Genomic DNA, 20116 nt, shown 5'->3' on the forward strand with positions numbered 1-20116 from the left:
TACGATGAAGTTTAAGTATTCAGATGAACTCAAAGAAAAATTGTCGGAGCTTGAGGGCCTAGAGGAGCAGAAGAAAAAAGCACTCGAAAGGCTTCAGGAACACGACGAAAAGTTAGCGAAGGAGCTTCAAAAGGCTGAGGAAGATTTGAAAGCGGCCACAATGGAACTAGCGCTCGACGCATCTTCAGCAAAGAGAACGAAAGAGCGTAAGGCGAGGGAAACCGTTGCATCGTTGCGGCTGGAAGTTTCGGGCGGATACGAGAGGAAAACGTCCGTTAAGCAGGCGCACGAACAAATGATACATGCGGTCAAAGGAGACATCCTCCGGAAGTTATCAGATGAAGTAACCGCACATAAGAGCAAACATGAGCAGGCAGCGCTTGACCGCGTACGTAAAGCTAAGATGGAATACTTAGAAGCCGCAGCCAGTTACCACGATTTAATTAATATTCAATGCCGTCAAACGTACTTCGATGTAGGCCGACAGATAGGCGAAGCGCAATTCGCTACCTACGATGGGCTATTCGAAAGGCACAAACCGAGAATTTACGTCACAGAGCCGACCTTCACGTATAGACCTAACGGGACAAACCCATACGGGATCATTGAGCCGGAAATACACCGGGCATGGTTAAAAGGAGAAATCCCCGCTGAATAAACAACCAGTAAGACAAAATAAAGGAGGACTTTATAATGAATAGATTTGAAAAGATGAGCCAGAGTTACGCGCAAATGGAACAAATTCGTGAATCAGTCAAAGGCTTGGTTAGGGAGGCTAAACAGGGTTTTGAGAGGCGCGAAACAGAAATCCTTCGAGACGTTACCCTTACACATGTAGGCCAAAAACAGCAACTAGATAAGGTGCGCGCTCAATATTTAAACCAACTATTAGGCCAACTTAAGAGTGCTAAAAAGGAATTCGATAAGATTTCCGATAGTGCGGTCGCTTTTGCGGATGAAATCCTTCTCGCCGAGCCTGAAAAACCGTCCGCAGCAGTAGAAGCGGAATTTGAGCGACGTCTTACCGCCCTTAAAACGGATACTGTACTGGCGGCAAATACTAAAACAGGATTGAGTAAACTAGAAGCTTTCGTCAACACGATTGATAACCCGTATTTTGCTCGGAAAATGATGGCTGAGTTTCCGGCGTTGGCAGCTTCTTTTGTTGATAAAGATGTATCAAGCCAACTCAAGCTCGGCCATATAAATACGAAGCTGACAAACGTGGCGTCTACCGAAGAACAAAAACAAGCTCAACAGATTAAGGAGTCCGCATTGAGTAAAAAAGATCAGCCACTTATTCCGGAATATGATCAGTATTATAATGTTGCGACTAAAACGTTTGGCCATCAGGTGGCTGACTATCTCCGTAATCCAGAAGCGTATTCCAGCCAAGAGTAATTTAATAGAGCACGAAAAGCAAGGGTGTCCGAAATGGGCGCCCTTTTTTATTTTACCTAAAGGGAGCGAATGAGATGGGAGAAGTAATTCCTTTTGTAACGAAAGAAGAAGCAGACAGAGTCGCATATGCAGTTGGTGTTATCGAATGGGTGACAGAAAAAGTCCTTAAAGGCAACGGGAATTTTACAGACGAGCAGGGAGAAAAAATAGTTGAAGCAACTAAGGTCTTAGATCAATACAGCGCAGAGGAGATTGTGCTTTTCTTCAATCGCTCACAAGAAGGCGGTAAAGAATGAGCGGAGCGACGGTAGGTGAGATCCGGGCGCGCCTTGTACTTGATATGAATGATTGGTCGCGGAGACAGACGCAAGTCAGGGGCGATATGACGAGAATGGGACGATCAGCCGAAAACTTGTCGAAGCAAATGGGCCTCATCCAAAAGGCTTCGCTTGCGGTCGGAGGTGCAGTCGTGGCCGGCATCGGCGTTTCTGTTAAGAAAGCGGCTGACTTCGAGGAGGCCATGTCGCGAGTTAAAGCGATCAGCGGTGCGACCGGTCAGGACTTCGAAGATCTGAAGAATATCGCGGCTAAGATGGGCGCCGAAACAAAATATACCGCGGTCGAAGCGGCCGAGGGTCTTCAATATCTTGCGATGGCGGGCTTCAGCGTAAAAGCGCAAGTCGGATCGTTGCCGGCCGTGCTCAACTTGGCGGCAGCTTCAGGCGAAGGGCTCGGACGTTCCGCGGATATCGTTTCGAACATCATGACCGGCTTCGGCATTAAAGCGGAAGACTCCGGGCATGCCGTTGACGTACTCGTAAAAGCGATGACGACGGCCAACACGGATCTGCCGCAATTAGGCGATGCAATGAAATTTGTCGCTCCTGTCGCGCATTCTCTCGGATATTCTATCGAAGACACTGCGACGGCCGTTGCGAAAATGTCAGACGCTGGTATTCAAGGATCGATGGCGGGTACGGCTCTTCGTGCGTCACTCTTGCACCTTACGAATCCGGTCGGCCAGTCGGCCAAGGCGATGAAAAAGTACGGCATCGAAGTAAAGGACACGCACGGAAATCTAAAGCCGATACCGGAACTCGTCGGCCATATTTCGAAGCAGTTCGAAGGGATGACGTCGGCGCAGAAAACGGCCGCGGCGGCACAGCTCGTCGGAGTTGAAGCGGCTTCCGGATTCGTTACGCTCTTGGGCGTCGGAGAAAAGGGACTGCGCAACTATTCGAAGACGCTGAAGGAAGCCGGCGGGACTGCGGACAAAGTAGCGAAAACGCAGATGGATAACCTCAAAGGGTCGTTCGAACAGTTTACGTCTGCGCTCGACGGCCTCGGAATCGCGATCGGTAACGAGTTTTTACCTACTTTCCGAAAAATTGTCGATACCGGTACGAAGGTGGTCGAGTTCCTTAGCGAGCTGAATCCGGGAATCATTACGACAGGTCTCGAAATGGCGGGTGCGGCGGCAGCGGTGGCGCTAGTTGCGTCTTCCATGATGAAACTCGGAATCGCAGTGCGCGGTTTGTTCGTTGCGATGGGTCCGGCCGGATGGGTGATCACCGGGCTCTCTTTATTAGCGGGAGCGCTTGTCGGGGTGAAAGCGGGGTACGATCAGATGAACACCGTTAGTTTAGAGGCGGCCGAGTCGAAACAGAAGGAAGTTGAATCGCTAAACCATTTATCTGCGGAGTTTGACAAACTTCAGACTAAGACGAAATTGACCGCGGATGAATTTGCTCATTATCTCGATTTGAATGATCGAATTAAAACGGAAACGGATTCCGACGCAATTAAGCGTATGAAGGAAGAGCAGGAAGGACTGCGTAAGAAATCCGGACTGACAAACAGTGAATTTGATCGCTACCTTTCGCTTAACGACAAGGTTTTAGAGAAGGCACCGCAAACAAGCGCTGCGATCACCGATCAAGGTAATGCGTTCGCAAAAAATACTAAGGCGTTAAAGCGGCTGACTGAGGAAAAGGCGGAAGATTTGCGACTTGATCTGGAAAAACAGAAAAACCTCGCAGATAAAAATTATGAAGACAACCTAAGTAAGCAGAAGCAGCTTACAGGAGAAATAAAAGATCTGACAAAAGAGAGGCACAAAAGCGAGAGTGAGATAGCAGATCAGCTTGCTCTAATTGAAGAAACTGAAGGGAATATAAGAGACGCTAAACTCGAAGGAAACACGAAAGAAGTAGCTTCACAAGAGACTGTCCTTGAAGTTCAGAAAGGGACCTTAAAGACACTAAGAAGCCAATTAGACACCAGCTTACAGAAAATTTCAGCTAAAAAGACCGAACTTGATAAGGTAAACGAAGAAATATCTAAGCTGGATACTATTCGTCAGAAGATGATCGACCTTGAGCTCCGTCAAGTTGGATTAAACGCCAAAAAGGGCGAAGGCGTGAGAGTGATCGATAAGGAGATTGGGCGCTTACAAGATGCGAAGGCGAATCTGAAAAACAACACGACAGCAGCCGATCGTAAAACGGATGAGTATCGGAAGTCTGTTAAAGCAATTGACGACGAGATAGCAAACCTTCGTACCGCAAGAGGTCGGGTCGCGGATATTACGTCGGAAGCCCAAAGAATGAACGCTACTCTAAGTAAGGACATCACGAAACGAATCACGACAATTACTTCGGATGTTTCTATGAAGACGGAGCGTGCCGTAAGTCGTGGAAAAGGGAACGAAGGTACTTACCACACTGGCGGCGTCATCGGCCTCGGACAGATCAATAAACTTCACATCGGCGGCCTAGCGTCTCAATTCGCTAATCCGATGAGTCACGAAGTCGATATCCGGGCCCTGCGTAACGAAATGGTGCTTACTGAAGCGCAGCAAGCGAATCTTATGCGAATGATTGACGCAGGCCACACGACGGGCCTCGGAGGAGATTCCGGCTTATCGTCGGATATGCTACGCGCGCTCAGTTCGATTGAGCAGGCGATTAAGACGAAGGGTGGCGCTTCCATAATCGTAGATGGATACGAACTAGGCCACGTCATTGAGCCGCATATAAGCGCGATCCAGCAAGATGGCCTCGATATAGAAAGTCTAAGGAGCGGGAGGTGATTATGAATGGGAAATACGGACTTCATAAAGAAAATCGCCCCGGATGCGCAGAAAATATACGTGAATTATAAAATTCTCGCCAGTCTTGTAATCGCGCAAGGGTGCTTAGAAAGTGCCTACGGGACTAGCGGCCTTGCCGTGGTGTGGGGTGAAGTGTTTTGAAAGCGATTGAATCAGGAGTAAACAGAGACAGTCAGAAGGTTGCCGACGCTACTTTTCCATACTCTGATCGGGAAATGATGGATGAAATCAACACGGCGGAGTTGTTGGATGGGTGGTAATACCGGAGTTGACGAAGCAGGGCGGCTAATGCCGCCTTTTAGTTTCATTCGTCATACGTTTGCCAACTATAAAATATAAGGAAATTTTCTAAACTCTTGCATATCTATAGCTGTTTTTAATAAAAGCATGATGGTATCTTCCCTTAGAAGGAGCCGACATTAGACCATCATACACACCTTGGGGCACATCAAAATAATCGTAAGTGCCGCTGTTAAAAACAATCCGTAGCACCTTGGATTGAGAATTGTATCCAACAGCGCTTAAATTTGAAGAGTTAACTGGGACTAGGTTCATTTTATCACCTCCATTTGGTATATATTTCTGCATATAAGATCAAAATACCTTCAAAAACTAGACGAAAGGATGAGGAAATTGTCTGAATTTAAAACGCTAAATGAAATCGTTGAACAACTTAAGAGCTGCGGGTATGAATGCGAGGCAGGACCGTTAGAAAATAACGTAGCTTTTCAAAAGCTTGCGGAATTAGCTGACGACGAATTACAAGAGCAACCGTAAAACAAAGTTTCTTTCGAGATTGACTGAGTGTTAAAATTATACTCTTCTTTACCTTGCGTGGTTGAGGGGCTATAGTTTATAATCGGAGATAATAGAATAAGGACGTTCAATGTTAGTTGCATGACTTAACGCTGATATACCAACGTTTGACTTACCGACTGACTTATCGGATCACTTGCGGATACCTTGACAGGGTAGAGGTCGCTGGTTCGAGCCCAGTCGGAATCATAGCCAAAACCCTTGCGTAGCAAGGGTTTTTTACTTTTTATTGAAACGGCTCTAGAGGCTTACATTATTCCAGTAAGAAGGGCAAGGAAATGGCATTGATAGCTATTATGCACTGAAAATCGAAAATTTGCCAGACCGTTCCTTATGAGTTCTCCAGATAGTAACTGCGGATCGAAAACAAAGTGAAACTTGAAGCGGGATTAAGGTAATAAAAAGGTCCCTTGAATTTCAAGGGACCTAAAGTTTAATCATCACTCTTATACCTTTGGGGGATCTTGTCTCTCCAGTCGAGTATAAGTTTTTTGAATTTTTCTGTCTCCATGGAGTTTCTATCGTTTTCATTTTCTGTATAAAGGTGTTCTATGACCGTTTGATCTTCTTTTATATATGCAACGGTGGTATTTAGTTGAATCTCATATTCTTCAGAGGAACCATCCAATACGTCTTGAATCATTTTCAAGTATTCATCAGCTTCATCTACCGAAACAATGTCTTCAATGAAATCAGAAAAGTATTCTAACTCTGCGGGGAGAACTACTCGTAAGTATCCTAAATGGTCTCTTTTACATTCAAATGAATATTCCATAATAAAATCAATCATTCCCTTGGTTTTTTATATAAAGGATATGCAGTAGCTATTGAGCCATCTTTATTAATATACATCTCTACATCAATCCCTGATGATGTTTTGCCGATATACTTATTATCTCGTACTTGTTTTTTGTTTTTGTAAGCTTCGGAAATTGTATTGTAAACTTTTATTCTATCCCATTCTTTTGGAAAGAAAGTTGACCTTGCTACTTTTTTTATTCCTTTTACTTCTACTTTAGCTCTATATACCCCATTTATATCAGGTACTTCTTCTGTTCCAGGTATTATATTGCCACCCATCATACTCTCATGATGATAACCTACAGCTTTATTTTTCCTATTAACTTCACCATGATATACGTGCTTTATCGTTTTCTTATTAATACCATTTGAATTGACAGATTGCCTGAGAACACTCTCTTTCTGCTCTTCAATAATACTTTTCAACAAAGGCGTATTCTTCACATTGTGAGTATTTTCAATATCCTGTGCTATTCCGGCAAGCGCGGGTTCGTACTTGTTTTTCGAAACAGAATTGATATAGTCTTTTCCTTTTTCAATCCCGGTTTTTACATGTTTTGCAGCTGCTTTTTCACCGGCTTCCAAGACGTTATCCACTTTGGCGGCGCCTGTTTTAGCGAGCTTGCTTGTTACTTTTACAGCTGAGCCGGAACCTTTTAGTCCGACGATGCTCCCGATGGCGTAGGTGATGTAATGGGATCTTGAATACGCATCCCCGTTAACCATTTTATCATTCCACGAATCCGCCAGGTTTGTCCATATGATTTTTGCGTAGGAGGGCGTGTTCAATACAGCCGATATGGTTTTAGCGACTTTTTGTTCATCAGAGAGATGGTAAAAATCCCATGCGCCGACAGCGAGATCTTTGACGCCGGTTATTGTGTCTTTTCCAACATCATAAAGGCCGACGCCTATTCCTTTGACGATATCCCAAGCTGTTTCTCCGACTTCTTCGAGCTGCTTTGCTTGTTCGAGCTGCAGCACATATTCCACCTGAGCGGGTTCAAGGTTTTCATAGCCGATCTTCTTCGCGATTTCCAAATACTCATCCGGGTCGGTGAAGCCATCAGCCAGCTTTTTCTTTAGATCCTTGATTTCACGCTCTTTCGCTTCTTCCTTTTTAATCGCCAAATAAGCGTCCGAATGTCTTGCAATCTCGCCTTTCTTCTTATGGATGTCGCTTTCTCGGTATGCCTTGGCGTTATAGTGAAGCGGCGTGGCGCTTTTTCCTTTGCCTGTGGCGTTTTGGAGCTGCTGAAAGTCGGCTTGGATAAACTGTTCGTTTGCTTCGGTTTCTGCGTATTCTTTCGTTAGATCGTGATCAAGCTTGCCGAGTTTATGTATGGTTTCGCTTCTTTTTTTGTCGGCTGATTGGAGCTTGTGATCCACGCTTTCGGTGGAAAAGAGATCAAGCGAGATGATGTCTTCGATCTCTCCGAGGATGGAGCGCATGTCTTTTTTCTGCTCTTCCATAATCGCCTTTGATTTACTGAGGGCGTGGGTGAGTTCATGCTCCAGGAAAGATTCCTCCACATGCGAACTGGAAAGTCCGGCATCTTCGACCTTGCCGGGAAGGCTTGTGAGAAATGCGATTTTCATGTCGATCAGATCAAGCCAGCTGTCTGTGACGCCGGCGTGGTCTTTGAAAAAGGCTTTGATGTTGTCAGCGCCCCGGCCTGAGAAATCATTGTCACCAAGATCAGCCATACCTTGAAACGCTTTTTTTAGGTTGACCATCTGACCGCGCAGTTTTTTATATTCACCCGCACGCTGTTTGGCGGCGGCGAGGAGGGTGGTTGCTTCGAAAACTTTCATGACCATATCCTTTCATGCGAAATACTTCAACAAGATATTACCATGGAAGAATGAAGGAAAAGCCAAATAAGTATTTTGAAAGTGCAAAATGATTAATTTGTTCTGGGTAAATTTACTTATTTTATGATCGGGAATTGGGGTAGAGTTAGCTTTAGGTTGAATCGGTTGTTAGAACATCATGTGACGCACTTCCTTTAAAAAGCATACACACACATATTAGAGGGCTGAAATTTACCCGAATGAATTAGGATACGGCGGCCCAAACTGCTTTCCGCATGGAATCAACCTGGGCAACTGGTCAATAGCTTTAAAAACTTCATCATAACAGGGAAGTGTGGCGGGCATTGGGAATATAAAGGAATATAGGCTTACAGCTATGCAGGATGGATGAAAATCCGTCAGACGGCGAAGGAAAGGCAATCTCCCTGTGTTGTGACAGTTCGAATGCGGGGGTATGGAACTTCCCATTCATCCGGAGATATGTCAGAGGGACGAAGCGACTTTTTGAGGAGGAAGCGGAATGATTAAATTTACACGGCCTTCACCTATGAAGAAAACATGTACGATGCACCCGGAAAAGGAATCTGTCAGATCAGTTTCGTTTACTGATTTTAACGGCAATTCTGTAACAGTAACCCTTTGTCAAATGTGTCTGGCTGAATTAAAAATGAAAGCCGCGACTGAATACAGGAGCATGACCGAGGAGCGGGCCAAACTGAATCGTTTCAAGATTGGTGATCATGTGTATTTAGAGCATTTGGGAGTCGTCAGCGAGATAAAAAACCTGGAAGGCGCTCAAGTGGCAAACAGGACAGACACAGACGGAGTCCGGAAGGCTACCCCTAAGGAAATCGCAGAGTATAAAAAGCAGGGGAAGCGATGACGGTGAAAAATTATTCAGTCAATTATTTATCAGTTGTGTTACTTATGGGAGCGGGGGCCGGATGTTTACGGGTGCGCGACTTACACGGCCGGAGCCTCCACGGTGGAGAGGAGGAGAATTCAAACTAAGACTGTGAATTGATCAAACGCAGTTTCATGAATCTTCGAAGGCTTTCCATCCGAAATTTGGGTGCAGTATGGGAAATTTTTTTGTGGAAACTTGACATAATGCTGTCAGGTCCCTATTGTATGATTAAATGAATGGCCAGTAAAATGATAGGAGGCGTTCAATATGAAGCTGCTGCAAATTAGACTATTGGTTAATGACTTTAAAAAAAGCGTCGAGTTTTACAGAGATTCATTAGGACTTCCAATAAGTTGGTTAGAGAAGGAAATGGAATATGCACTTTTCGATAATGGAGAAACGAAAATAGAGCTTTTATCTCAAGAAAATATGGCTGAAATAGTTGGAGAAGAAAGAAAATCTTTAGACGGAGATGCGCAATCGAGATTTTTGCTTCAATTTAAGGTAGAAGATGTTGATAAAACGTATGACAATTTGCACAAGCAAGGGATTACATGCGTCAATGAACCACATGATCGTCAGGAATGGCGTGCACGAGTTGCTCATTTCAGAGATCCAGATAATAATCTTATTGAAATATATAAAATGATATAATTTTGACCGCGAGATTAAGGTAATGCGTTTGTTAACTTACCTTATGATTTTTATAGTCTGCAAGAGAAACATATATAGATCCAAGACGGAAAGCCTGCGGACACTGATCATTGCACAGCTCACTATGCTCTGATTGGTGTCCGTTTTTATTTGCACGGAGGGATAACAAATAGATGATGAACACGAAGCAGACATGCAAACATTCAGACGCGGCAAGGGCGGCGCATTTAATAAGGGGAGGAATCAGAATGCAGGATTTAATCATTCACAGGAAATATATTGACTTTCATCCTGTTTGTAATGTTAATTAGAAGATGTATACAAAAACATTATAATGAGGAGGTCTGGATGTGAAAAATAAAGCGGGAATACAAGTTGGAATATGCATTGGGCTTTTATGTTTAAGCTTTACCGGTTTCAGCCCTTTATTCGGCTCTACGCACGCTGAAGCAAAATCCATAGAAAACACAAAAATGACAAGCTGTATAACGGATCAAAAATTTGTTCAGCTTGAGAAAAAATTTGATGCCAGGCTTGGGGTTTATGCGATTGATACGGGGTCAAACAAGACAATCGCCTATCGGCCGAATGAACGGTTTGCTTACGCATCAACTTATAAAGTTTTGGCCGCAGCTGCTGTTCTGAAGAAAAGCTCAAATGAAAAACTTAATGCCATCATCCGCTACAGCAAAGACGATTTAGTTACATATTCTCCAATCACAGAAAAACACCTGGATACAGGCATGAGCCTGAAAGAAATCTCAGAAGCCGCTGTCCGTTACAGCGATAATACCGCCGGGAACCTATTACTGCAGCAGCTTGGCGGCCCTAAAGGTTTCGAAAAATCACTGAAACAGATTGGGGATCATGTAACGAAAGCGGATCGATTCGAGACGGATCTAAACTCTGCGATTCCCGAGGATCGTCGTGACACAAGCACAGCAAAGGCACTGGCAACCGATCTTAAAGCGTTCACTTTGGGTAACACTCTCACGACTGACAAGCGCACGATCTTAACGGATTGGATGCGGGGCAACGCTACCGGCGACGAACTGATTCGGGCAGGCGCTCCTGCAGGATGGGAAGTCGGCGATAAATCCGGAGCCGGAAGTTACGGGACGCGAAACGACATTGCGATCGTGTGGCCGCCTGACAGAGCTCCGATTGTTTTGGCAATCCTGTCAAACCGATTTACGGAAGATGCCGATTATCATAATGCTCTTATCGCTGAGGCTGCAAAAGTCGCTCTTCATGATCTTAAATAAACATTGCCGTTCATTTTTTATGGACGGTTTTTTATATGTTGAGAATGCGGTATGCCGGTTTCGATGTTATAATGTAAAGCCATAAAATGATGGGAAGAGGGGGAGTTTCGATGCATTACATAACGGCATGCTTAAAAATCATCAGTGATAAAGACCTTAATGAAATAATGAAGGAATTCAAAAAACTTGAGGAAGAAACGAACAAAGAAGAAGGCTGTATTCAGTTCCATGCTCATCCGCTCGAACCATCAGAACGCAAAATTATGCTTTGGGAGATTTGGGAAAACGAAGAAGCTGTTAAAGTCCATTTTACGAAAAAGCACACAAAAGACGTTCAAAAACAAGAATTAACGGAAGTAGAATGGTTAATGAAAAGCAATGTGAATGAGTAAAAGGCTTTGTATGTTGTTGGCTGACTCTGCCGGCAACAATCATCAGTTTCATTCATTAAAACCCTTGCTGCGCAAGGGTTTTTTACTTTGAAAAGTTCTTTATATCGCAGTCTTTTTATGGGTAAGGAACAGACTTGGAATGAAGATGGCCGCAAGGATGATGACGGATACTAAGAATCCGGCATGGTAGCCTTTTAAACTGTTCGGAATCGTTGGCTTTAATCCTTGTATGACAGTTGCGGTAACGGTTGCGATCACAGCTGACCCAAAGCTGGAACCGAGGTTTTCAATCATATGAATACCGACACCTGCTTCCGGAAGCTGTTTGCTGTCAAGACCTGTATAAGCGTCACTCATTAATGGGAGCATAATTCCTCCAAAACTGGTGCCGCGGATAAATAATACGACGGAAATCCAAATCATACTTGTGTTATCGGTGATAAAAATAAGCGGGATAGATCCGATCAGCGAAAGAACAAGACTGACCGTAACCACGTATTTCGCACCGATCTTATCAATCATTTTTCCGATCAGCGGACGAGTCACGAGCATTCCGACTCCTTGAGGGATTAAAGCGAGTGCTGCTCCGACTGCCGTGAAATGACGAATGTCTTGAAAAAACAGCGGAAGTATTAACATCGGCCCCATGATGGCAACATTCGCTAAGAACAACCCGATCGAAGATGCTAAGAAGCTCTTGTTTGCAAACAAATTCATAGGCAGCACGGTTTGGTTTTTCTTGATCAGATTATATACAAGATAAATGACTGCTGAAACAAGACCGATGCCCGCCCATAAAATGGTGTCGCTATTGTTAAATGATGCATGATCCGCCGCTTTCGTAATACCGTACATCAATGCCGCGCTCATTAATGACAAATTGATAATCCCGAAAATATCGAGTTTACGATCTTTGTTGAATGGTTCAAAGTCTGGAATGGTTTTCATCATAAGCGGTGCGGCAATCAAAGTGATGAACACGTTGATGTAAAAAATCCAATGCCATGAAGCACCTTGGACGATGAAGCCTCCGATGACAGGTCCTAAGATCGGGCCGAAGATCATAGGGGTGCTGACAATTGCCATCACTTTTCCCAGGTTTTCCGGACCTGCCGTTTTAACCAAGAGTGTTGACATAAGCGGAGTGATAATGCCGGCGCTGAATCCTTGAAGCAAACGGAAGAAGATGAAGCTGGAAACGTCACGGCTCATTCCCGCAAAAACAGAAATGACACCAAAGGCGATGACTGAGCCGATGAAGATTTTCTTACCGTTATATTTATTCATAAGCCAGCCGGATACGGGTACTGCAATCGCAAGTGCTAACATATAGCCTGTAACGGACCACTGAATGGTATCCAATGTCGTGTTGAAGTCTTTGGTCAGTTTGTCGATGGCGATGTTTACCATCGTAGAGTCAAGCATGGGAGCGATTGCTCCCAGTGCAATAGCCCAGGCAGCTGTGAGAACTTCTTTTGGCAGCTGAAGTTCCTTTCTTTTATGTGTTGACATATTATTCTCCTCTCAAAATCGCTGTCTTTGTTTCCTTGTCAACAAAATAATAGAGTGATTTTGTTTCTTTTTCAACAATAAGAAGGATATGAAAAGGCAGCCCGTTTTCATGGAGCGGGGCTGCCTATGGTTTTATTCATATTTATTCCGATTTCATGTCTGCACCAAGTTTCTTTATTTCTGAATCCAAATGCCTGCTGTATGTTTCCACGAAGCTCAGCATCGTGTCAAATTGTTCATCAGTTACTTGTTCAAACACGATTTTGTCCCGTTCTTGAAACTCTTTGTGCAATTCCTCGTGAATTTTATAAATGACTTTTCCTTGCTCGGTAAGCCTGAAATAGATTTCTTTCTTATTAAGCGGCTTCTGATAGCTTTCGATAAGGCCTTTATTGATAAGCTTCTTCGTTAATTTACTTATAGCGCCTCTTGTCATATAAAGGGACTCCGCAAGTTTTGTCACATTGGCGTCTTCAATTTTTTCGATGAATTCGATGCAATGCACTTCAGAAGGTTTATGCCCCTTAAGGCTTTCTTCCATCTTCAGCCTATTCAGCCACACCATCTTGTTAAAAAAGTCCCTGAAATCCGTGAGGAGCTGTTCTTTTTTGTCCATGACCCGTCCTCCTGCTCGGTGGTGCTTACACAATATTATAAAATGTTTGTTTCTTTTTCAACAATCGTAAAGTTATTATTTAGGAACTGAGAGATAGTGCGCAGAAATAAGAAGGAGGGGGAACAGAAGAAGTATCCTATTTTTAACCGAAATGTGGTTTTTCGAGTATGTTTCTTTCCGTATTCGTTATTAGCTCTTCATAACAGGCTAACTCTGCAGCCTTACAAAAAAGCAGGCTGCGAAAAGAGCCTGCTTTAGAATTGCATCAATCATTTTCCTGTTGCGGCATCATAAAAAGCGTCAATTGCGGTTGTGTATTTCAAGACGTTTTTAGACACTTTTGCGGTTGCGCCTAGTGGATACGCATCTGACAGAACGCTGGAGTGAGCTTCGGGTTCCCAGTAAAATACGCCGGTTCCTTTGCCGTTCGGAACGGCTTTCACCAGTTTTATGGTGTCTTTTATGGTCCAGTAGGAATCTTTCGGATTATTTTCATCTCCGCCCAGTTCAACCACCATGACTTCCTTGTTGTAGCGTGAGGCGATGTCATTCAAATTAGATGATAAATGGCCGGTGAGCTCCCAGTACGGCTTACCTTCCCAATAGGGATAGAATGAAACGCCGATGATGTCGGTTTTCCCTCCGTTTTTAAAGAATTGATCAAACCACCATCTGAATAGGCTGTTGTCCGTGCCGTGTGCCAAATGGCTGATTACCTTGGTGGCCGGGCTGACGGATTTCACGGCGTCATAGCCTTTGTTCAGTAAGCCGGTCAATTTGCTGAAATCGCTCGTGCTGCCGTCGGGCAGTAAAATTCCTGAATTCATTTCATTTCCTACTTGCACCCAATCAGGAGAGATGCCGTGATTTTTAAGTTCTTTCATGACATCGTACGTATGGTTATACACGGCTGCCTGCAGCTGGCTGTTTGAATAGCCGGTCCATTGGTTCGGCTTGATCTGGTGGCCGGGATCAGCGAACACATCACTGTAATGGAAGTCAACCATTACTTTCATTCCTAACGCTTTTGCCCTTTTGGCTGCCGCAAGTACGCCCGCTTTGTCACTATAGCCGAGCATCGTCCATGTTGTGCCGTCTTTCAGCCAATAATAGCTGCTTGGCGGATTCACAAACACTCTCAGTCTCACGGCATTTATTCCGTGATCTTTAAGAATCTGCAAGGCATCTTTCTGTTTCCCGCCGTCATCCAGCCAGCGCACACCTTCATCCTCCATTTGTTTCAGCCATCCTATATCCGCGCCATAGGCAAACGGGGCATCCGCTTTTGCTTTAGGAGACTTCTCAAAGAATGTAAAAGCGGTGAAAATGAGAGAAAGACAGATTGTGTTTACAAATACACGTTTCAATCGGTTTTTGAACATCACAATACCTCCTGATAAAAAAGATTGTTGATTGATTTCACTCTGAATGTTTCAGCTGCCATTCTCCAATAACGTCGTGAAACGCTGAAACGCCTGAATTCCTTCGGGTGTCATTTTAAAAACGCCTGCATCGGTCAGCGCGCGTAAAAATACATTCGCGGTTTCTCTTTGTAAAACAGCGGCTGCATTTTCCGGTGTCACGTCTTTATCCGCTTTGATGTTTTCAGCCCACGGAAGATGAATGTCCTTGATGTCATGATGTTCTTTCAGTAAATACTTTTTCACTTCTGCCAGCTCATCTTTCAGACGGGGAGGTAAAACGGCGAGCCCCATCACTTCAATCAGACCGATATTTTCTTTTTTGATGTGATGGACGTCTTGGTGCGGGTGAAAAATGCCATCCGGATGATCTTCGGAGGTACGGTTGTTTCTGAGAGCGAGATCGATTTCAAAATCCGTTCCCCTGCGTCTGGCAATCGGGGTGACGGTATTATGGGGTTCATTTGTCTTCGCGATGATGCTGACGGTTTCATCTGAATATTCCCGCCACTTTTCAAAAACATACGCAGCGGCATCTGTCAGCAAATCCGGATCTTTTGCGCGAAGGCGGATCACTGATACCGGCCACTTTACGGCTTCGGCCTGAACGTCTGGAAAATGACGCATATGAAAAGGGTAGAGGGAACCCGCTTTTGCCATGGGAAACTCATGGGCGCCGCCTTGATAATGATCGTGTGAAAGAATGGAACCTCCTACGATCGGCAAGTCTGCGTTTGATCCGGCGAAATAATGCGGGAAAATTTCCGTAATGGCCAGAAGCCTTCTGAAGCTGTCGCGGCTGATGTTCATCGGCTTGTGCACGCTTGAAAGAAAGATGGCATGCTCGCTGTAATACGCATAAGGAGAGTATTGAAAACCCCACTGTTCTCCCGCTAAGTCAAGCCTGATGATGCGGTGGTTTGAACGGGCGGGGTGATGCGGTGTTCCGGCATACCCCTCGTTTTCCATACAGAGCAGACATTTCGGATACCGGTTTTCCGGACTGTTTTTTACCGCGGCGATGTCTTTAGGGTCTTTTTCCGGTTTTGATAGATTAATGGTGATGTCCAATTCCCCAAAAGGTGTTATTGAGCGGTACACGATATTTTTTCGAATGGCCCGCGTCTTAATATAGTCGTTGTTTTGACTCAATCTATAAAAATAATCCGTTGCTTTTTTCGGGCAATCTGATAACAATTCGCTGAATGCGGCATTGATCAGAGAAGGGGCCGGTGTGATTACGTCCATGATTCTGCTTCCCAGCATGTCTCTTTCAGCCGGCGTATCGTTTATGATTGACCGTTTTACCGCGTCTTTCACCATTTCGTCCAAATAGTGAAGCCTGTTTTGTTTCTTGATACGTTTCGGTTCTGCATAATCCGTCAGTCCGAGCAGATCGAGAAGTCTGTTTCTTGTATAAATCACATCTGTTTCATTTATGTCGCCTAAGACAGTGCTTTCTTTCAGAAACCCTGCCACTGATTCAAAAACGTCAATGACCGCCGCCTCCATTTCATTTGTCCTTGTATCCGTTAGGATGATGCCAATGCCAATTCCATGCTGACGCAATGATTTCCGATATGTCCGTTTGTTTCGGATTCCAGCCGAGAATGTTCCGCGCTTTATCGCTGGAAGCGATGAGGGCGCTTGGATCACCGGGTCTTCTTGCGGCCGCTCTTACTTTTATGTCTCTTTCGGTCACTTGCCGGGCCGCTTCCGCCATTTCTGATACGGAAAACCCGCTGCTTGATCCTAAATTGAAAATGCCGCTGTCTCCGCCGTTTTGCAAATATTCCAGAGCGAGAATATGGGCATCGATTAAATCGGAAACATGAACATAATCGCGGATGCACGTGCCGTCTTTTGTATCATAGTCAGTGCCGAATATCAAAACCTCCTCGCGCTGACCGAGCGCGGTTTGTAAAAGGATAGGGATAAGGTGGGTTTCCGGATGATGATCTTCTCCGATGGAACCGTCCGTTTTCGCGCCGGCAACGTTAAAATACCGGAGCGAGACATATTTTATGCCGCAAGCGGTATCGCACCACTTCAGCATTTTTTCTGCCATGAGTTTTGATTCGCCGTATGCGCTTTCCGGCTTTTCCGGCATGTCTTCTGTGATGGGCGCTTTTTCAGGTTCGCCGTAAACAGCGGCGGATGAAGAAAACACAATGTGTTTCACTTCGAATTCCTGCATGACCTCCAGCGTAATTTGCGTACCGTACACATTATTATTGAAATATGAAAGAGGGTCTTTCATTGATTCGCCGACAAGGGATTGAGCGGCAAAATGGAGAACGCCTGTTACGTTCTCCTTCGCAAATACAGAGCGAAGAAACGGTTTGTCACGGATATCTCCATGGTAAAAAACGGCTTTTTCATGAACGGCTTTCCGGTGGCCTGTCTGGAGATTATCCACAGCTATCGTTTCAAATCCTTTGTTTACTAATTGATCAACCGCATGAGAACCGATATAGCCGGCTCCGCCGAGAACGAGAATCGCCATGATTTATTTTTCCCTCCATTCAGCCGCGCCATCGCTTATATCCGCGATGTAGAAAGAAGCTTCAAGACCTGTTCTGCCGCGGTAGTGAGATGAAACGGCCCGGATAAAGCCGGCGGTTTCTTCACTTTCCACAATGGCTATGGCGCAGCCGCCGAACCCCGCGCCTGTCATCCGCGCTCCGAGTGCTCCTTCTTTCCAGGCTGCTTCAGCCAGCGCGTCTAATTCGTCACCGGTCACTTCGTAGTCATCACGTAACGAACGGTGCGACGCATTCATCAGCTCCCCGAACGTTTTCAAATCATTCGATTTGAGAGCTTCCGCCGCTGAGAGGGTCCGCTCGTTTTCATTGACCGCGTGCCGGGCTCTTTTACGCAAAGTTTCACGGGAGAGAAGAGGTTCGAGTTCGTTGAATTCTTCTCCCGTCAATTCCGCAAGTGATGCGATATTTTGATATTGCCGCAGTTCCGTGAGAGCCGCGTCGCATTCGCTGCGGCGTTCATTATACTTTGAAGCCGCCAGCTCCCGGCGCTTGTTCGTATTCATAATGACGATTTTATATCCGTTAAAAGCAGCCGGAATCATTTCGTGCTCAAGCTTATCGCAGTTTAACAGAATGGCCATGTTCTTTTTGCCTTTTTGCACTGCGAATTGATCCATAATCCCTGAATTCACGCCCATAAATTCATTTTCGACTCTTTTTCCGATAAGCGCCAGTTCAGTATCGGAAACATTCAGGCTGAATAACTTTCTTAAAATGGAACCGGTTAACATTTCAATGGAAGCAGAGGAGCTTAAACCGGCTCCGTTTGGAATCGTACCGTGAAAAAGAATATCCATTCCGCTGTCTATTTGGCCGCCGGCTTCAAGAAGGTAATGGATCATCCCCTTCGGATAATTGGCCCAGCCGTCTTCTTTTTTGTATGCAGTGGCGGAAAGATCAAGGCAGACAATGCCGCTGTCAGGAAAGTTTTCTGAGTATAACCGGATCTGGTGATCTTCGCGTTTTGCGCATACGGCATATGTTCCGATCGTGATCGCGCATGGAAGAACGTGACCGCCTATATAATCCGTATGTTCCCCGATCAGGTTGATCCGGCCGGGTGCGAAAAACAGTTCTCCGTTACTTCTCTTGAAAATGTCTTCGAATCTTGATTTCAAAAGTTTGGCATCCATGGTAAACCTCCGATTCTATTTTGAGGTATGCTCCAGTATGAACTGAATGGCTTTTTGTGAATTTCTGGTGAGACTGATATATTCCGCTCCTTTCGTTGCGATGAGTTTCACATGCAGGCGGTCCGCATCTTCTTTAATGTCATCATAATAAGAGCCGACTTGCGGAGCCAAAATGATCATATCGAAGTCTTTCATGATGTCGTAATGGGATCCGTAGGCGCCTGCTGAGGCGGTGATCGGCACGTTGTATTCTTCGGCTCCTTCTGTCAGTGCGTTCGCAAGCATAGCGCTCGTTCCCGCTCCGGCGCACAGCACTAACACATTGGTGCCGTGTTCCAAGGCGGATGAGAATTCCTGAAGATTTGTGCTGATGACGGTGGCCGCGTCTTCTGAGGCGCCGGCCATGGCTGGCTGTATCTCCCGGGATTTTTGCGGCGCGGTTTCAGGTTCGGTATGTTGGGCTTCTTCCGCCGCTAATACTTTGTCATAAGCTTTACAGAATGGCAGGTATATCAGGAAATCGACAATGATTAATACAGCCGTCAGCACAAAAGCCGAGAGCCCCATGCCGGTTCCGAGAATCAAGCCGGCGGGCGCCGGGGTGGCCCACGGAAGAACATACATAAAACTGTTCATTCCGATGACATCCACGAAAAATTTAAACAGACAGACATTCACCATCGGCGTTACAACAAACGGAATGAAAAAATAAGGATTTAAAATGATCGGCGCAGCAAAGAGAAGAGGTTCGTTTACTGCGAAAGACACCGGAACCGCGGATGCTTTTCCGACTGCTTTCAATTGCTGGGATTTCGCGAAAAGCAGAAAGATAAACGGAACAACAAGGGTTGCGCCGGTTCCTCCCATTGTGCCGACGAAGTTCCCGAGTCCGACGGTCAGCACGTTGGACGCCTGCTCGCCGGCATTATGAAGCTGAAGGTTCGCCTCCACATTTGCGTAAATAATAGCTGCGATGGCCGGCTCTACAATAGAAGGCCCGTGAACGCCGACAAACCAGAACAGCGCCATCATTCCCCAAATGACACAAATCCCGAGATAACCGTCTGCGGCGGTAAAAAACGGCGATAAGAGAGAGGAGAGAGCCTCTGCAAACGATACATTCAGCGTATTCCTGATCAATAAATCAACGATCACCATGGCCAAAACGGAAAAAGCGAACGGAAAAACATCTTTAAATGTTTGTGAAATGGTACCCGGTACTTCTTTAGGCATTTTAATCGTAATATTTTTCAGCACGCAGAATCTGTAAACGTTCACCGTTATGAAAGCGGATACAAAAGCGGCTAAAAGACCTTTTGTGCCGAGATATTCCGTGGAGAACCCGCCGTCGATTTGAGTGACGCTTAAAATGAGAAACCCGACGACTGAAGCAAGCATCGCTGAAACGGGGTTGATCCCTTTGTTTTTCGGCATTTTTCGGTTCATTGATTCACTCAGGCATTTCGCACTTGTTGCCGCAACGATCAGACCGAGGGCGCCCATTGAATAGTTATAAACTTTCCAAAGCCATTCAGAAACACTTTTAGGCCAAGTGAAACCCAACACTTCCGGCACAGCGGCGGTGAGGATGAAAATGCTGGCGAATAAAATAACAGGCATGGCAGTTAAGAAGCCGTCGCGGATCGCGCCTAAATAAATGTTTCTTGAGATTTTTTCGAAAAACGGTTTTCCCTTTTCGATTTGCTTGATGATACCGTTCATTTT

At 45.2% G+C, this 20116-nt stretch carries 20 protein-coding genes; 10 read left to right on the forward strand and 10 right to left on the reverse strand.

Annotated elements, in window-relative coordinates; genetic code table 11:
* Nucleotides 1-4 precede the first annotated feature (4 nt).
* From HAP68_RS05655 to HAP68_RS05675, 5 genes are all read left to right on the forward strand, one after another.
* Nucleotides 5-658, forward strand: a complete 654-nt coding sequence (locus tag HAP68_RS05655; RefSeq protein WP_024085158.1) for a hypothetical protein — start codon at nt 5-7, stop codon at nt 656-658.
* A 35-nt stretch (nt 659-693) separates the two neighbouring features.
* The gene (locus tag HAP68_RS05660; RefSeq protein ID WP_024085159.1) at nt 694-1401 is read left to right on the forward strand and encodes a hypothetical protein; all 708 of its coding nucleotides are present in this window, start codon (nt 694-696) and stop codon (nt 1399-1401) included.
* Between the two features lie 74 nt (nt 1402-1475).
* Nucleotides 1476-1697 carry a hypothetical protein gene (locus tag HAP68_RS05665; protein WP_041482358.1) on the forward strand — a complete coding sequence of 74 codons (222 nt, stop codon included), beginning with the start codon at nt 1476-1478 and terminating at the stop codon, nt 1695-1697.
* The gene (locus HAP68_RS05670; RefSeq protein ID WP_041482359.1) at nt 1694-4492 is read left to right on the forward strand and encodes a phage tail tape measure protein; all 2799 of its coding nucleotides are present in this window, start codon (nt 1694-1696) and stop codon (nt 4490-4492) included. The genes HAP68_RS05665 and HAP68_RS05670 overlap by 4 nt, the downstream gene beginning before the upstream one ends.
* Nucleotides 4493-4498: 6 nt before the next feature.
* On the forward strand, nt 4499-4654 hold the full coding sequence (locus tag HAP68_RS05675; protein ID WP_024085160.1) for a glucosaminidase domain-containing protein: 156 nt from the start codon (nt 4499-4501) through the stop codon (nt 4652-4654).
* A 207-nt stretch (nt 4655-4861) separates the two neighbouring features.
* Here HAP68_RS05675 and HAP68_RS05680 read toward each other — a convergent pair whose 3' ends face one another.
* Nucleotides 4862-5101, reverse strand: a complete 240-nt coding sequence (locus HAP68_RS05680; protein WP_375804999.1) for a KTSC domain-containing protein — start codon at nt 5099-5101, stop codon at nt 4862-4864.
* 45 nt (nt 5102-5146) lie between these two features.
* On the opposite strand from HAP68_RS05680, the gene HAP68_RS05685 reads away from it, so the two are divergent.
* Nucleotides 5147-5290 (forward strand): hypothetical protein, encoded by a 144-nt coding sequence (locus tag HAP68_RS05685; protein WP_024085163.1) that lies wholly within the window; start codon nt 5147-5149, stop codon nt 5288-5290.
* Nucleotides 5291-5762: 472 nt separating this feature from the next.
* Here the strand turns inward: HAP68_RS05685 and HAP68_RS05690 are convergent, their stop codons facing one another.
* Nucleotides 5763-6119 carry a hypothetical protein gene (locus tag HAP68_RS05690; RefSeq protein WP_015388387.1) on the reverse strand — a complete coding sequence of 119 codons (357 nt, stop codon included), beginning with the start codon at nt 6117-6119 and terminating at the stop codon, nt 5763-5765.
* Complete coding sequence (locus tag HAP68_RS05695) at nt 6116-7945, reverse strand: T7SS effector LXG polymorphic toxin (RefSeq protein WP_024085165.1); 1830 nt, start codon at nt 7943-7945, stop codon at nt 6116-6118. Before HAP68_RS05695 ends, HAP68_RS05690 begins: the two co-directional genes overlap by 4 nt.
* Before the next feature lie 520 nt (nt 7946-8465).
* Here HAP68_RS05695 and HAP68_RS05700 point away from each other — a divergent pair.
* The 4 genes from HAP68_RS05700 (at nt 8466) to HAP68_RS05715 (ending at nt 11163) form a co-directional block, all read left to right on the forward strand.
* Nucleotides 8466-8828: a hypothetical protein gene (locus tag HAP68_RS05700; RefSeq protein WP_024085166.1), complete on the forward strand. Its 363-nt coding sequence runs from the start codon at nt 8466-8468 to the stop codon at nt 8826-8828.
* Nucleotides 8829-9119: 291 nt separating this feature from the next.
* Nucleotides 9120-9506, forward strand: a complete 387-nt coding sequence (locus HAP68_RS05705) for a VOC family protein (protein ID WP_014304814.1) — start codon at nt 9120-9122, stop codon at nt 9504-9506.
* 344 nt (nt 9507-9850) lie between these two features.
* A complete protein-coding gene (bla, locus tag HAP68_RS05710) occupies nt 9851-10771 on the forward strand; it encodes a class A beta-lactamase (RefSeq protein ID WP_131242007.1) in 921 nt (306 codons plus the stop codon).
* Nucleotides 10772-10881: 110 nt separating this feature from the next.
* Nucleotides 10882-11163, forward strand: coding sequence for a putative quinol monooxygenase (locus HAP68_RS05715; RefSeq protein WP_003154950.1), 282 nt, complete (start codon nt 10882-10884; stop codon nt 11161-11163).
* A gap of 99 nt (nt 11164-11262) precedes the next feature.
* On the opposite strand, the gene HAP68_RS05720 is transcribed toward HAP68_RS05715, so the two are convergent.
* From HAP68_RS05720 to HAP68_RS05750, 7 genes are all read right to left on the reverse strand, one after another.
* Entirely contained in the window at nt 11263-12675 is a 1413-nt protein-coding gene (locus HAP68_RS05720) for an MDR family MFS transporter (protein WP_024085170.1), read from the reverse strand.
* Nucleotides 12676-12817: 142 nt separating this feature from the next.
* On the reverse strand, nt 12818-13291 hold the full coding sequence (locus tag HAP68_RS05725; RefSeq protein WP_003154948.1) for a MarR family transcriptional regulator: 474 nt from the start codon (nt 13289-13291) through the stop codon (nt 12818-12820).
* A gap of 269 nt (nt 13292-13560) precedes the next feature.
* Nucleotides 13561-14673: a glycoside hydrolase family 53 protein gene (locus tag HAP68_RS05730; RefSeq protein ID WP_015388382.1), complete on the reverse strand. Its 1113-nt coding sequence runs from the start codon at nt 14671-14673 to the stop codon at nt 13561-13563.
* A gap of 51 nt (nt 14674-14724) precedes the next feature.
* Complete coding sequence (gene galT / locus HAP68_RS05735) at nt 14725-16224, reverse strand: UDP-glucose--hexose-1-phosphate uridylyltransferase (RefSeq protein ID WP_051401526.1); 1500 nt, start codon at nt 16222-16224, stop codon at nt 14725-14727.
* A gap of 1 nt (nt 16225) precedes the next feature.
* On the reverse strand, nt 16226-17218 hold the full coding sequence (gene galE, locus HAP68_RS05740) for a UDP-glucose 4-epimerase GalE (protein ID WP_024085172.1): 993 nt from the start codon (nt 17216-17218) through the stop codon (nt 16226-16228).
* A gap of 3 nt (nt 17219-17221) precedes the next feature.
* The gene (locus HAP68_RS05745) at nt 17222-18391 is read right to left on the reverse strand and encodes a galactokinase (protein WP_024085173.1); all 1170 of its coding nucleotides are present in this window, start codon (nt 18389-18391) and stop codon (nt 17222-17224) included.
* Nucleotides 18392-18406: 15 nt separating this feature from the next.
* Nucleotides 18407-20113 carry a PTS lactose transporter subunit IIBC gene (locus tag HAP68_RS05750; protein ID WP_024085174.1) on the reverse strand — a complete coding sequence of 569 codons (1707 nt, stop codon included), beginning with the start codon at nt 20111-20113 and terminating at the stop codon, nt 18407-18409.
* Between the last annotated feature and the right edge of the window lie 3 nt (nt 20114-20116).

Source organism: Bacillus sp. Bvel1 (assembly GCF_014872755.1).
Classification (GTDB): Bacteria; Bacillota; Bacilli; order Bacillales; family Bacillaceae; genus Bacillus; species Bacillus velezensis.

What these genes read in the sequence shown, in the direction of transcription:
- HAP68_RS05655 (WP_024085158.1), top strand. Translation starts at nt 5, where the DNA reads ATGAAGTTTAAGTATTCAGATGAACTCAAAGAAAAATTGTCGGAGCTT.
- HAP68_RS05660 (WP_024085159.1), top strand. Translation starts at nt 694, where the DNA reads ATGAATAGATTTGAAAAGATGAGCCAGAGTTACGCGCAAATGGAACAA.
- HAP68_RS05665 (WP_041482358.1), top strand. Translation starts at nt 1,476, where the DNA reads ATGGGAGAAGTAATTCCTTTTGTAACGAAAGAAGAAGCAGACAGAGTC.
- HAP68_RS05670 (WP_041482359.1), top strand. Translation starts at nt 1,694, where the DNA reads ATGAGCGGAGCGACGGTAGGTGAGATCCGGGCGCGCCTTGTACTTGAT.
- HAP68_RS05675 (WP_024085160.1), top strand. Translation starts at nt 4,499, where the DNA reads ATGGGAAATACGGACTTCATAAAGAAAATCGCCCCGGATGCGCAGAAA.
- HAP68_RS05680 (WP_375804999.1), bottom strand. Translation starts at nt 5,101, where the DNA reads ATGCAGAAATATATACCAAATGGAGGTGATAAAATGAACCTAGTCCCA.
- HAP68_RS05690 (WP_015388387.1), bottom strand. Translation starts at nt 6,119, where the DNA reads ATGATTGATTTTATTATGGAATATTCATTTGAATGTAAAAGAGACCAT.
- HAP68_RS05695 (WP_024085165.1), bottom strand. Translation starts at nt 7,945, where the DNA reads ATGAAAGTTTTCGAAGCAACCACCCTCCTCGCCGCCGCCAAACAGCGT.
- HAP68_RS05700 (WP_024085166.1), top strand. Translation starts at nt 8,466, where the DNA reads ATGATTAAATTTACACGGCCTTCACCTATGAAGAAAACATGTACGATG.
- HAP68_RS05705 (WP_014304814.1), top strand. Translation starts at nt 9,120, where the DNA reads ATGAAGCTGCTGCAAATTAGACTATTGGTTAATGACTTTAAAAAAAGC.
- HAP68_RS05715 (WP_003154950.1), top strand. Translation starts at nt 10,882, where the DNA reads ATGCATTACATAACGGCATGCTTAAAAATCATCAGTGATAAAGACCTT.
- HAP68_RS05720 (WP_024085170.1), bottom strand. Translation starts at nt 12,675, where the DNA reads ATGTCAACACATAAAAGAAAGGAACTTCAGCTGCCAAAAGAAGTTCTC.
- HAP68_RS05725 (WP_003154948.1), bottom strand. Translation starts at nt 13,291, where the DNA reads ATGGACAAAAAAGAACAGCTCCTCACGGATTTCAGGGACTTTTTTAAC.
- HAP68_RS05730 (WP_015388382.1), bottom strand. Translation starts at nt 14,673, where the DNA reads ATGTTCAAAAACCGATTGAAACGTGTATTTGTAAACACAATCTGTCTT.
- galT (WP_051401526.1), bottom strand. Translation starts at nt 16,224, where the DNA reads ATGGAGGCGGCGGTCATTGACGTTTTTGAATCAGTGGCAGGGTTTCTG.
- galE (WP_024085172.1), bottom strand. Translation starts at nt 17,218, where the DNA reads ATGGCGATTCTCGTTCTCGGCGGAGCCGGCTATATCGGTTCTCATGCG.
- HAP68_RS05745 (WP_024085173.1), bottom strand. Translation starts at nt 18,391, where the DNA reads ATGGATGCCAAACTTTTGAAATCAAGATTCGAAGACATTTTCAAGAGA.
- HAP68_RS05750 (WP_024085174.1), bottom strand. Translation starts at nt 20,113, where the DNA reads ATGAACGGTATCATCAAGCAAATCGAAAAGGGAAAACCGTTTTTCGAA.